Genomic DNA, 13,009 nt, shown 5'->3' with positions numbered 1-13,009 from the left:
CGGCTATGTCCGCGGACGGCGGTGCCCGCCGATGCCCTGGCGGTCGGAACCCTGCGCGATGGCCCTGCGGGCCGCGTCGGGGAACTCTCGCTCGATCGACTCCTGCAGCAGACTCAATTCGGTGTGCACAGCGGGGTGCTGTCCTGGCGGCAGGGTGTCGAGCAGGCCGTCGAGCATGGCGCGGAGCCGTCGGCAGATCTGCACGGACGATGCTCCGTAGTCGCGGATCTCGCAGACGGCGAGCTGGAGGTAGTTCTCCCAGTCACGCCCTGGCAGCACGAGCCGGGCCTGCCCGTCGCGATCGGCCAGGACGTAACGACCGGGCAGACGCGCGCTGCCGACCGTGTGCAGGAACGACTCGATGTAGTTGATCACCTGCACCGCGGTCGTCGGGTCGTTCACCGCTGGGGAGAGGGCCCTGATGGCGATGTCGACGAGGACCCTCAGAGCGAAGGCGGGGTCCTGTTCGATGGTGCGCTCCGAGCCGAGGGCGACGAGACCGGCCACCCGGTCCGGGTCGGGTGCCGACGTGCCCCCGTGGACATCGACGATGACCGTGCCCGGCGGTACGAAGTCCCCGATCAGCCGGGTCACGACGAAGACGCATTCGTGGCGCGCCGCTTCCGCGACCAGACCGGTCACATTGAACGCCTGGATGGCTCCACCGCGTGCGGTACGGACGCGCATCACCGGTCCGTCGGGCGGCACGGTTCCGTCTCCGCGAGGCGCCGCGCCCCGGATCGCAGCGGCTCCGGCCGTGAAGATGTCCTCTCCCATGCGCGCGACCAACTCGGCGATGGCCACCGGTCTGAGGCTGTGGATGAACCTGTTGAGGTAGATGAGCAGGAGCACGAGGCTGATGGCCACCGCCGCGCCGGCCAGGGTGACCCCGAGGTCGGGGACGGAGTCGGATTCGATGCTGCGCAGCAGGGAGAACGCGAACGCGAACGTCCCGGTGAAGGTCGCCAGCACCGCCTTCTGCAACCGGTCCCGGTACCAGAGGCGCATATAGCGGGGGGAGAGGGTTCCCGTGGCCTGCTGCACGACGAGTACGCCGATGGTGACGACGAATCCGAGCAACGCGACCATCGCCCCCACGATGGCGGTGAGCACGTCGCTCGCCGTCGTCGCGGAGTAGTGCCAGCCGCTCGGCGGCCAGTCCGCGCCGTCCGCGGTGAGGGCGAGCTCAGCGAGAAGGACACCGAGGGCGAGCCCGAACATGGGTACGATCCACAGGCTGGCCTTGACGTATTGCCGCAACCTGAACCTGGCCGCCCAGGATCTCAGGACACCCACGTCACGCCCCCTTCACCCAAAGGGTCCCGTGCTGAGGCGCACGACACCGCGGGCTCCCTCAGCGGGACCACTGTCACCTCACGGTAGGGCCGTTCCCGGACCGGCGCAGCGGCGGGGCTCCCGCCGCCGCCCTTAGCGTCACTGCCCTGCCAGGACGGGACGACCTCCTTGGCCTAGGCTTAACGATCGGGGTCGAAAGGGGTGCAATATGGATGAATACCCCCTGATCGAGAACCACGGCCTGATCGGTGATCTGCAGACCGCGGCTCTCGTGACGACGGATGCGACGATCGACTGGTTCTGCTGTCCGCGCTTCGATTCGCCCAGCGTCTTCGGCGCTCTGCTCGACCGGCAGAAGGGCGGCCACTTCACCGTCAGGCCGGCCGCGGCCGCCTACACCACCAAGCAGCTCTACCACCCGGACACAGCCGTTCTGGTGACGCGCTTCATGACCGAGGCCGGTGCGGGTGAGGTCGTCGACTTCATGCCGGTGACCGGAACGACCGCGACGGACCGGCACCGACTGGTGCGCATGCTGCGCTGCGTCCGGGGCAGCATGACGTTCGAGGGCGAGATCGCTCCGCGCTTCGACTACGGCCGCAAACCGCACCAGTTGCACATCACGGAGCACGGGGCGCTGTTCACCTCGGAGGACCTGGACATCGCCGTCCACGCCGTCCGTGAGCCGCACGACGAGCGGCTGCTGAACGTCCTCTCCGGTGACAAGGACCTGCGCTTCTCCCTGAGCCTGCGGGCGGGACAGCAGCGCGGCCTCGTCATGGAGTCGTCCCCCGGCGGGCCGCCGCACGAGGTCCGTGTCGAGGAGTTCGAGCGACTCTTCGGCGAGACGGTCCGCTTCTGGCGTTCCTGGCTGGGGCAGTCCACGTACTCCGGCCGCTGGCGGGAGGCGGTGGAACGTTCGGCCGTGACACTGAAGCTCATGACCTACGCGCCGACCGGCGCACTGGTCGCCGCCCCGACGGCGGGTCTACCCGAACAACTGGGTGGAGAGCGCAACTGGGACTACCGGTTCACATGGATCCGCGACGCCTCGTTCTCGGTGTACGCCCTGCTGGGGCTGGGGTTCAAGGAAGAGGCGTCCGCGTTCATCGACTGGCTGCACGACCGGGTGAAGCAGGAGGCCGGCCAGGGGAACGGCACCGGACCACTGAACATCATGTACCGGGTCGACGGCTCCGCCGACCTCGTCGAGGAGACCCTGGAGCACTGGGAGGGATACTGCGGCTCCGCACCGGTCCGTATCGGCAACGGCGCGGCGAGCCAGCTCCAGCTGGACATCTACGGTGAGGCGCTCGACAGCATCTACTTCGCGCACCAGCACGGCATGCACCTCGACAACCGGGGCTGGAAGGCCCTGCACACTCTGCTCGACTGGCTGGTCGACCACTGGGACCAGCCCGGCGAGGGGCTGTGGGAGACCCGCGGCGGCCGGAAGGACTTCACGTACGGCCGCGTCATGTCCTGGGTGGCCTTCGACCGCGCCGTGCGGATCGCCGCCGACGACGGCCGTCCGGCGGCGCGCGGCCGCTGGGTGGACGCGCGGGACGAGATCTACGCGCAGGTGATGAGCAAGGGATGGGACGCGAACAAGCAGGCTTTCGTCCAGCATTACGGCGAGGACGTGCTCGACTCGTCGCTGCTGCGCATGCCGACGGTCGGATTCATCACGCCGGACGACCCGATGTGGACGTCCACCCTGGACGCGATGGAGCGTGAACTGGTCAGCGACAGCCTGGTCTACCGCTACAACCCCGAGGCGTCACCCGATGGGCTGCGCGGCTCCGAGGGCACCTTCTCCCTGTGCACGTTCATGTACGTCGACGCCCTCGCACGGGCCGGACGCACCGACATGGCCAGGCTGGTGCTGGAGAAGATGCTCACCTACGCCAACCACCTCGGCCTGTACTCCGAGGAGATCGACCTGACCGGGCGCCAACTGGGCAACTTCCCGCAGGCCTTCACCCACCTGGCCCTGATCGACGCGGCGATCACCCTGGACCCGATGCTGCAACGGTCCTGGAGGAGCGGGCTTTAGGGGCGCGGACGAAGCCGTCCCGCGCGTCTCACCGTTCGGCGGCGGTCGGGACGGGACCGAGGAGGACGACCGTGTCGCCCTCCTGCGGGACGGCCGGCTCTCGCTCCGTGACCGGGTCCAGCCGATGGTCGGCGCGCACCACGAAGAGCGTGTCGTGCTCCGGCGGCAACGGGACGGAGAAGGGCCGCACCACGAACCGGGCGCCCCGCTCGTAGTTCTCCGCCAGGACGTGCCGCACGAGGGAGCGGCCGAAGAGGATGTCGCCACCGGTGTACGGAGCGACCACGCCATGGCTGTCGTGCGGTGGACCCACCCGGTAGACGGGCCCCTCGACGCTGTCCTCCATCACGATCGACGCGAGGGCGTTGAAGTCATCGTCGTCGGTGGCCAGGAAGACGGCCGTCACACCCTCCAGCCGCGCCCCCGGGTTGATGGCCGTGGCCAGCAGATCGCCCTTGGCGAGTTCGAGGCCCGCCCCCTTGATCCTCTCCCGTTCCTCCTCGCGCCCCGCCCACATCAGCAGGTCGAGACCGGCGGACCGCAGGGCCCTGCCCAGGTCGACCACCCAGGGTTCGCCGCCCACCAGGAGAACGCGCGTGCCCGCCGTCTTGACGACGCCCAGCCGTCTGGCCACCGGCACGGCCGTCAGCGCGTACAGCACAACGGTTCCCACGATGACCAGGAAGGTGACGGGCAGGATCTTGTCCGCCCCGTCCACTCCCCGTTGGACCAGGCCGGACGAGAAGGCCGACGCCGTCGCCGCCGCGACGATGCCGCGTGGATCCATCCATGCGACGAAGGCGCGTTCACCGCGTGAGAGATCTGTGCGCGCTGCGGCGCTGAAGGCGACGATCGGCCGGACGACCAGGACGAGGATCGCGATCAGGCCGAGGGAGGGAAGGAGCACCGGCACCAGTGACGCCGGGGTGACGGTGGAGGAGATGGAGATGAACAGCAGGCCGATGATCAGCTGGACCAGGGTCTCCAGGAAGGGCCTGCGCGCGGGCATGTCGAAGCCGCGAATGTTGGAGACGGCCAGCCCCGCCACGACCGCGGCGATGAGCCCCGTGTCGTCCCGCACGACGTCGCAGACCGCCGAAACGCCGATCACGACGGCGAGCTGCGCCAGCGTTCCCAGGGTCTCGCCGAGTCGGAGCGTGCGCAGTGTGAACCACAGCAGCGCGGTCGCCACGGCCCCGCCCGCCAGCCCGAAGGCGAGGCTGAGGGCGAACTGCCCCAACTGGTAACCCCGCCCGAGGTCGATCTGGTGCGACGACGCGACCGCGTGGAAGGTGAGCGCGCCGAGGATGGCGCCGATCGGATCGATCAGCGTTCCCTCCCAGATCAGGATGCGCCGCACCTTGTCGCTCGGCCGCACGAAGTCCAACAGCGGCCCCACGACCGTGGGCCCTGAGACGACGAGGATCATGCCGAGCATGGCCGCCACCCGCAGGGGCATGTCGAACATCGCGGGTCCCACCGCCCCGGTGACGAGGAAGGTGAGCAGCACGCCGTACACGAGCAGTCTGACCACGATCCCGCGCGTGTGGTGGGCGAGCTTGCGGAGGTCGAGTCCCAGACCGGCGTCGTAGAGGATCACGGCGACGGACAGCGACACCAGGGCCGAGAAGTCCGGCCCCAGCAGTTTGTCCGGGTGGATGACGTCCGTCATCCACCCGGCCGCGAACCCCACGGGAAGCAGGATGATCAGGGCAGGGACACGCAGCCTGTTCGCCAGGATCTGCGAGCCGGTGGCGAGCACCACCGTCAGGGCGAATCCCAGCAGGATCTCGTCGTCGGTCACAGCGGCTTCCTCCGTCGGAGTGCGGACGCGAAGGGGAGGTCCAGCGGGGGGTACGAGTGGTCGGTCAGCTGTCGGGTCCCGCACCGCCGCCGGCCGTGCCGCCTTCTCCGGTCAGCTCGGAGTCGGTGAGTTCGGCCAGCTCCCCGTGGGTGTCCAGCCAGTAGAGGAAGACGACGGCCGGCACGACGAGCACCAGGGCCACCACGGTGACGATCGCCAGCCATGTCAGCGTGGCGGGCGCGCCCGCGGCGTCGGCCACGGTCAGCGAGGTGGGGATGAGGAAGGGGCGCTGGGCCATCCCCCAGGCGATCACGGCGGACGCCACGACCCCGACCGCCGTGACGCGTACCCACGTGCCTGGTGTCCGCAGGAGCAGCAGGGCTGTCGCGAGTGTGGCCACACCGGCCACGACGACGAAGAACAGCCCAAGACCGTGAGTGAGCCCGTGCCATACGTGAGGGGAGTCCTCATGGGTGACGAACCCGGTGATCACTGCCAGAACGGTGACGGCAGCGAGACTGCCCAGGGCGCGCCCCCTGAAGTATCCGACCAGGTCGGGGGCATCGAACCGGCGGGCGTCCCCCGTGAGGAACACCGCGCCGAGCAGGGCCGTGGTGGCGACGGCGAGGAGCCCGAACATCAGGGACGTGGGGTTGGCCCAGGCGTCCGCCGAGGCCTCCGTACCCTGTGCCACCCGGCCCGATGCGACCCCTCCGACGGCGGCACCCAGGAAGAACGGCGTGACGACCGAGGCCACGGCGAACATGGCGCCGTACAGCCGTCGGTCGACGAGCCGCCGGGACGGCTTGCGGAACGCGAAGCCGGCGCCGCGCAGGACCAGGCCCATGGCGGCGAGCGCGAGCGGGAGCCACATCGCGGAGAACACGGTCTGGAACAGGGTGGGGAAACCGGTCCACATGATGACGAGGACGAAGATCAACCAGACGTTGTTGACCTCCCATACGGGAGCCATGGCGTGGTCGATGAGCCACCGGGGACGCTTGCCGCGTTCCGCGCCCCCGGCCGTGAGATCCCAGAACCCGGCCCCGTAGTCCGTTCCGCCCGCGCTGGCGTAGGCGGCCACGGCGAGGAGCAGCACCACGGCGATGAGGTCAGCGGTCATGGCGACCGTCCTCGGATCGGGCGGCTCCGCCGCCGGCGGCGGCGGAGGGGACGTCACCCGCGGGAAGCGGGGCCCGCGGTCCGTAGGGAGTGTCCGCCTCCGGCGCGTGGGCCGTACCTCCGGCAGCCCGCTGCTCGTCGGCGAGCCGCCAGCGCGTGCGCATCTTGAGCAGGACGAGGAGGAACGAGCCGAAGAGGAACACGTACACCACCATCACCACCCCGAGCATGATCCACAGGCTGGTGGAGCGGGTCGACGTCACGGCCTCGGCGACCCGCATGTTCTGGTAGACGATCCAGGGCTGGCGGCCCACCTCGGTGGCGATCCAGCCGCACTCGACGGCCACGACGGAGGCGACGCCCGCGCAGGCCGCGGAGCGGTAGAACCACTTCGAGGCGGGCAGTCGGCGGTGCCGCAGCCAGACGAACCCGTACCAGAGGGCGAGCAGCACCAGGGCGGACCCGAGCAGGACCATGATGTCGAAGGCCCAGTGGGCGATGGTCGCCTGAGTGGCCGTGGGACGCTGGTCCGCCGGGACGGAGGTCAGTCCCACCACCTCGGTGTCCGGACTGAATCCGGCCAGTACGGAGTCGAGCAGCGGGATCTTGATGCCGCCCGAGACGGTGCCGTTCTCGTGCAGGCGCCCGAAGAGGTACTCCGGTACCCGGGTGTCGGTCTTCCAGACGATCTCCATCGCGGCGAACTTCACCGGCTGCTTGTGGAACACCGACCGGGCGATGAAGTCGCCCAGGAAGAGCTGCAACGGAGTGGCCACCGCGGCGATGGTGAACGGAACGGCGAATCCGAGCCGGTGGTAGTGGTCCCGGCGGCCACGCAGCCAGCCCACGGCGTAGACACCGGCCACCATGAAGCCCGCCGTGATGATCATTGCCACGACGAAGTGCCAGTACTGCGGCCCGAACATCGGGGTGAAGATCGCTTTCCAGACGTTCACGTCGACCGGGTTGCCCTCGGAGTCGAGGGAGAAGCCCTGTGGCGTGTTCATCCAGGAGTTGGCGGCCAGAATGCCGAACGCCCCGAGCAGTGCGGCGGCCGGGAGCGGCAGCCCGAGCAGGAAGTGCGTACGGGGCTTCAGCCGCCGCCATCCGTACAGATAGATGGCGATGAGTACTGCCTCCAGGAAGAACGCCCAGGCTTCGACACCGAACCCGATGCCGAAGACATCACCCCACCTGCCCATCAGACCGGGCCAGAGCAGGCCGAACTCGAAGGAGAGCACCGTGCCGGTGACGATCCCGAGGGCGAACTGCACCGCCATGACAGCCGACCAGCGCCGCGCCAGGAGCAGCGCCGCGGCGTCCTGGCGGCGCAGTCCGCGGTAGTGCATGACCAAGGTGATGAAGGGGAAAGCCACGCCCAGTGGAACCAGAATGATGTGGGACGCCAGAGTGAAGGCCATGAGTTCCCGGGCCGGCAGCAGCTGGGCCGGGGCATCCGCCAGCAGGTGGAACGACGTGGACATACAGGCCTTTGCTGTTCGTGGTGGTCCTGGAGGGGGTCAGCCGCCGGTGGCGAAACCGGGGAAGAGCGTCATCCCGCCGTCGACGTACAGGGTGGTCCCCACCACGTAGTCCATGAGGTCCGAGGCGAGTGCGACCACGGCGTGCGCGATGTCCTCGGGGTCGCCGATCCGTTCGTAAGGAATCAGCTTCAGCAGATCCTCGCGGGCCTCGGCCGTCTCCCAGGCGCTGCGATTGATCGGCGTCTTGATCGCCCCGGGAGCGACTGCGTTCACCCGGATCTTCTCCGGTGCCAGCTCCTGCGCAAGGGTCTGCATCATCATCTGCACGCCGCCCTTGGAAGAGGCGTAGTTGACGTGGCCGGACCACGGGATGAGCTGGTGCACCGAACTCATGCAGATGATCTTCCCGGCCGCGAGGGACACTTCGGGGACGACTCCACGGCGCCGGAACTCCTTGGTCGCCTCCCTCGCACACAGGAACTGCCCGGTGAGGTTGACGTCGATGACCTTCTGCCACTGCGCCAGCGTCATGTCGGTGAGCCGGGCATCGCGCTGCAGACCGGCGTTGGCGACCATGATGTCGATCGTCCCGAACTCCTGGACCATCCGGTCCATCATGGCAGTGACCTGGTCCTCCTGGGACACGTCCGCTTCGTAGGCGGCCGCGCGCACCCCGAACGAGGTGATCTCCCGGACCACTTCCTCGGCGGCCTCACGGCCTGCCACGTAGTTCACGACCACATCCGCGCCCGCCCGGCCCAGACCGATGGCCGTGGCCTTGCCGATGCCCGAATTGGCGCCGGTGACCAGCGCCTTCTGGCCCTTCAGCAGATCTGTCCGGATGACGCCACGGGGTGCTTCGACGGTGGACTCCATGATGCTCTGCCTCCTGGCTGCGCGGCTCCGGTCCGCCCGGCTGCGGAGTCACGCAATCACCGGGCGGGGCGAGCGGCATGCCCGGAGCAGCACCGTTGGGCCGTTGGGTCGGCCATCTTCACCCGGTCGGGCCAGCGGGCCTCGGCCTCAGTTCAGCCGGGCCAGGAGGTGGTCTCCGACCCGCAGGGCATTGGCGATGGCCGTCAAGGAGGGGTTGACCGCGCCGATGCTCGGGAAGAAGCTCGTGTCCACGACGTACAGGTTGTCGAGGTCGTGGGCCTTGCAGTTGAGGTCCAGCGCGGAAGCGGCCGGGTCGCTGCCGAAGCGAACCGTGCCGACCTGATGGGCCGTCGCACCGATCGGCATTCCCTTGTGCAGATAGATGCTGTGGGACAGCAGGTGGTGCTCGTGCATCCCCAGATGGCCGAGCATCCCCTGCAGCTTGTGCCTCAGCCGCTTCAGGCCCTCGACGTTGTTCTTCTCGTCGAGAGCGAGATGGATACGTGCGTCGCCGTCGAGGGTGACCCGGTTGTCGGCCAGCGGGAGGTCCTCACCGCACAGCCAGAAATCGACGGCGTGATGTGCCAGCACCTCGAATGGCATGTCCGGTGTGACCGCACCGGCCCACCTGGGGGCCTCACCGTGGATCTGCTCGGCGTCCGACTTCCCCAGCATCTGGATGCCGCCCAGAGGGTAGTCCCAGTCGTCCGCACCGAGGTACCAGTCGTTCAAGGCCAGGGTCTTCTGGAACGCGGTGTCGTTGGGCTCCTTCGACACCGCCATCAGGGCCAGGTTGTTGTGCCGCATGTAGAAGCGGCCGACCACGTCGGAGCTGTTGGCGAGGCCACGGGGATGGTGCTCGTTCGCCGAGGCCAGCAGCAGCGCCGCGGAGTTGACCGCCCCACAGGAGACGACCACCACATCCGCCGTGAACCGGACCTCCGAGCCGTCGGGGAGCCGGCCGACGACCGCGCTGACAGTGCGTCCACTCGCATCGGTCTCCAGGCGGAACACCTGCGTGTTCGTGACCATGTCGACGTTGGGGTACTCCAGGGCGGGCTCCACGCAGATCACTTCGGCGTCGGACTTGCCCCGCACCAGACAGGGAAAGCCGTCCACCCGGTCGCATCGGATGCAGACGCTGGAGTGGGTGGCCCGACCGCCGTTCTCCTGAAGCAGGTTGACGCCGATCGGCAGGTGGAAGGGGTGCAGACCACGCTTCTCGAGGTCGTCGCTCAACTGCTGGATGCGCGGCTCGTGCTCGACCGGCGGATGTGCGTACTGTGCGCTCACGGGGCCCTCGCCGGGATCCTCGCCGTGCCGTCCGTGGACGAGATAGAGGTGCTCGGCCTGGGTGTAGTACGGCTCCAGATCCTCGTACCCGATCGGCCAGGCGGGGGACAGCCCGCCGTGGTGACGGAGTTCGCCGAAGTCCTCGGGACGCAGCCGGAAGAGGGCTGCACCGTAGAACTTGGTGTTGCCCCCCACGTAGTAGTTGACCTCCGGCGGGAACTCGTTCCCGTCCCGGTCGATCCAGAACTCCGGTGCCCGGTACTTGCCCTTGACGAAGACGGCCGTCGAGTCCCAGTTGTCGCGCTCACGCGGCAGACGGCCCCCGCGTTCGATGAGGAGGACGCGTTTGCCGGACGGGGCGAGCCGATGGGCGAGGGTGCCGCCGCCGGCGCCGGTACCGATGATGATGACGTCGTAGTGAGGGGCGTCGCCCACGACGACCACCGTCCTTGCGATCACGGGCCTGACCTGACATCGGGCCCTGTCTTCCCACTGCGCGGGGGCCGAGCGGTCCCACCCCGTCGAACGTATCCGCCCTCCGTGTGAACGGCGACCGGAGAGCGGTCAGCGGCCGGGGACCCCCTGGTCATAGCAGTGCGATCGGGTTCACCGGCGAGCCCGTGGCTCCGGGCAACCGCAACGGAGCGACCACGCACAGGAAGCTCCAGCGCCCTGCCCCCACGCAGACCGCGGCAAGGTCCTCGAACCGCAGGTAGTCCATGAGGTGGATGCCCATGGCCTGCACGGCCAGGACGTGTACGGGGAAGGCGATGCCCTCCACCGCGCTGGGGGCGGTGTCGTTGTTGCCGTCTCCACCCAGGACCGAGACCGCACGTTCTGCCAGGAACTCGAGGGCGGTCGGGTGAAGGCCCGCACGCGCCATGGCCGCGTTCCACGGCCCGAGTCCGTTACGACGAAGGCGATGCCCCACCCTGACGAACAGCAGGTCACCAGGACCGACGTGCACCCCCTGCGCGGCCTCTGCGGCCACCAGGTCGGCCGAGGTCACATGGTCGCCCGGTTCCAGCCAGGACACGCCCCGCAGCCGAGGGACGTCCAGCAGTACACCCCGACCGACGATGCCGTTCTCCAGCAGGTCGACGGAGAGCGAACGGGCCCCCTCGGCCGTCACGGTGCTCGCCGGCACCCCGCCGTACAACTCCCCGTCGAACACCACGTGACAGAGGGCGTCGAGATGACTGTCCGCGTCCCCGTGTACGTTCATGGCGAAGCTGTCCGTGGCGAAGTGGAGCCCGGCCGAGCCGAGGTCGCGCGTACCCGGCCCGGTCATGCGGTGTGTCGCGGGCTCGGGGGAGTCGGGTCCCGGCTCGGTCTCGATCGGGGCCGACAGCGACACCGTGCGTCCGAGGCGGACTTCGGCGGCGGCAGCCGCCACCCGCTCAGGGGTCAGATGGCGCAGTGCTCCGCACCGGCCGTTCGCCGTCGGCTGCGCCGCCGCCTGGCTCCGTAGACGTTCGTAGAGCGTCCGGAAGGCGTGCGCGGTCATGCCGGGAGCCGCCGGGGGCTCCATGGCCGGTGTCACGAGTATCCCCAGGGGTTCAGGCCCCATCGGAGCACGTGCGTCGCGCCCGGCTCCAGGACCGTGAGATCCGTGCCGCTGCGAAAGGCGTCCGGCGGACAGGACATCGCCTCCACGGCGACTCCCTGCCGCCGCCGTTCGGGCTCGGCGAGGGTGTCACCCGTGTACACCTGTACGTAGCGGGTGCCTTCGCCGAGCCACAGATCGATACCGCGGAGCCCGGAAGGATGCGCCAGCCTCACGACGGCCCGGCCGTCGGGGCCGCGGTCGAGCCCGGTGAAGGCGGTGTCCAGTCGCAGATCGCCGATGGGGCGGGCGGCGCGGAAGTCATACGGGCCGCCGTCCACGGGGGCACGGCCGACGGGCAGACCCATGTCGTCGGTACGCAGGAGATACCGGGCGGGAACGGTCAGGAGGGCGCTGTCGACGAGGTCGGTGCCGACCGTCAGATAGGGATGCTGCCCCACACCGTACGGCGCGGACTCCGTACCGGTGTTGGTGGCGTGGACCGCCGTCGTGAGCCCTTCGGGCCCCAGCCGGTACTCGACACGGACGTCGAGGAGGAACGGATATCCGGGCTGTGGACAGAGCGTCGTCCCGAGCACCACCGCGTCGTCGGTGCGGGCGAGCGGCTTCCACAGGGCCCAGCGGAGCAGGCCGTGGATCGCGTTGTTCTTCTCGACCTCGGTCAGGGGGAGTTGCAGGCTCCTGCCGCCGAAGCCATAGCGTCCGCCTCCCACACGGTTCGGCCAGGGGAGGAGTAGTTGCCCCCTCCCGCCCGTGATGGCGGACCCGGCGGAGAACCCGTCGAGCAGCGGTCGTCCGTTCACGACGTAGTCGCGCAGGGCCCCGCCCAGCTGGACCACGACCGCCCTCTGTTCCCCACGGACCAACCGCCACGACACGCCCGTGGGGCTGGGGGATTCGGAAGGGCCGGCGAACGCGCCGTGGACCGCGCGCTCCGAGTCCGAACCGGCCGGTTGACGTGCGGCGGAGTCCCGGCGCATCAGGGAGAGCACCGCCGTGACGATGGCCTCCGGAGGCTGGTCGATCTCCACCACCAACGGGTGTTCGTCGGTCTCCGGCTCCTGGAGGTCGGCGAGCTGGCTGTCCAGCAGGTCTGCCGGGAAGAAGTGACCGTGCCGCGCGGCCAGCCGGGAGCCCAACAGTTCGCGCGAGCCGTGCAGGTACACCAGAAGAACGTGCGGACGCCCTGCCATCAACGTGTCCCGGTAGCCACGCTTGAGCGCGGAGCAGGTCACGACGGCCTGCTGACGGGCCGAGATCATCCCGTCCATCCACTCCCCGATGGCTTCGAGCCACGGTGCCCGGTCGCTGTCCGTGAGGGCGTGACCGGCGCCCATCTTGGATCGGTTTGCCTCGGAGTGGAACTCGTCCGCATCCCGGTACACCCAGCCCAGTCGATCGGCGAGGAGGCGCCCCACCGTCGACTTGCCGGACCCGGCGACGCCGACGACGAGCAGCAGCTGCGGAGGCTCCCCGGTCGTTGTTCCGTGTGCCATGGGCGCCGGTCCCGA

Annotated in this window: 9 protein-coding genes; 1 reads left to right on the top strand and 8 read right to left on the bottom strand. The window is 69.2% G+C overall.

Going from position 1 to position 13,009, the window contains the following annotated elements; genetic code table 11:
- Nucleotides 1-3 precede the first annotated feature (3 nt).
- Nucleotides 4-1,296 (bottom strand): DUF2254 domain-containing protein, encoded by a 1,293-nt coding sequence (locus tag N5875_RS06145; RefSeq protein ID WP_338492151.1) that lies wholly within the window; start codon nucleotides 1,294-1,296, stop codon nucleotides 4-6.
- A 208-nt stretch (nucleotides 1,297-1,504) separates the two neighbouring features.
- Between N5875_RS06145 and N5875_RS06140 the strand changes: the two genes are divergently transcribed.
- Nucleotides 1,505-3,352 carry a glycoside hydrolase family 15 protein gene (locus tag N5875_RS06140; RefSeq protein WP_338492149.1) on the top strand — a complete coding sequence of 616 codons (1,848 nt, stop codon included), beginning with the start codon at nucleotides 1,505-1,507 and terminating at the stop codon, nucleotides 3,350-3,352.
- Between the two features lie 28 nt (nucleotides 3,353-3,380).
- Here the strand turns inward: N5875_RS06140 and N5875_RS06135 are convergent, their stop codons facing one another.
- The 7 genes from N5875_RS06135 to N5875_RS06105 form a co-directional block, all read right to left on the bottom strand.
- Complete coding sequence (locus tag N5875_RS06135; RefSeq protein WP_318209636.1) at nucleotides 3,381-5,156, bottom strand: cation:proton antiporter; 1,776 nt, start codon at nucleotides 5,154-5,156, stop codon at nucleotides 3,381-3,383.
- 64 nt (nucleotides 5,157-5,220) lie between these two features.
- Nucleotides 5,221-6,279 carry a cytochrome d ubiquinol oxidase subunit II gene (locus N5875_RS06130; protein ID WP_318209635.1) on the bottom strand — a complete coding sequence of 353 codons (1,059 nt, stop codon included), beginning with the start codon at nucleotides 6,277-6,279 and terminating at the stop codon, nucleotides 5,221-5,223.
- Nucleotides 6,269-7,762, bottom strand: a complete 1,494-nt coding sequence (locus N5875_RS06125) for a cytochrome ubiquinol oxidase subunit I (RefSeq protein WP_338492147.1) — start codon at nucleotides 7,760-7,762, stop codon at nucleotides 6,269-6,271. Before N5875_RS06125 ends, N5875_RS06130 begins: the two co-directional genes overlap by 11 nt.
- 36 nt (nucleotides 7,763-7,798) lie before the next feature.
- Nucleotides 7,799-8,638, bottom strand: coding sequence for an SDR family oxidoreductase (locus N5875_RS06120; protein WP_318209633.1), 840 nt, complete (start codon nucleotides 8,636-8,638; stop codon nucleotides 7,799-7,801).
- 147 nt (nucleotides 8,639-8,785) lie between these two features.
- The gene (locus tag N5875_RS06115; RefSeq protein WP_338492145.1) at nucleotides 8,786-10,366 is read right to left on the bottom strand and encodes a GMC family oxidoreductase; all 1,581 of its coding nucleotides are present in this window, start codon (nucleotides 10,364-10,366) and stop codon (nucleotides 8,786-8,788) included.
- 151 nt (nucleotides 10,367-10,517) lie between these two features.
- Nucleotides 10,518-11,438: a cyclase family protein gene (locus N5875_RS06110; protein WP_318209631.1), complete on the bottom strand. Its 921-nt coding sequence runs from the start codon at nucleotides 11,436-11,438 to the stop codon at nucleotides 10,518-10,520.
- 32 nt (nucleotides 11,439-11,470) lie between these two features.
- Nucleotides 11,471-12,994 carry a gluconokinase, GntK/IdnK-type gene (locus N5875_RS06105; RefSeq protein WP_338492143.1) on the bottom strand — a complete coding sequence of 508 codons (1,524 nt, stop codon included), beginning with the start codon at nucleotides 12,992-12,994 and terminating at the stop codon, nucleotides 11,471-11,473.
- Between the last annotated feature and the right edge of the window lie 15 nt (nucleotides 12,995-13,009).

The organism is Streptomyces sp. SJL17-4 (assembly GCF_036826855.1).
Classification (GTDB): domain Bacteria; phylum Actinomycetota; class Actinomycetes; order Streptomycetales; family Streptomycetaceae; genus Streptomyces.
This window is presented reverse-complemented; position numbering and strand designations above follow the sequence as displayed.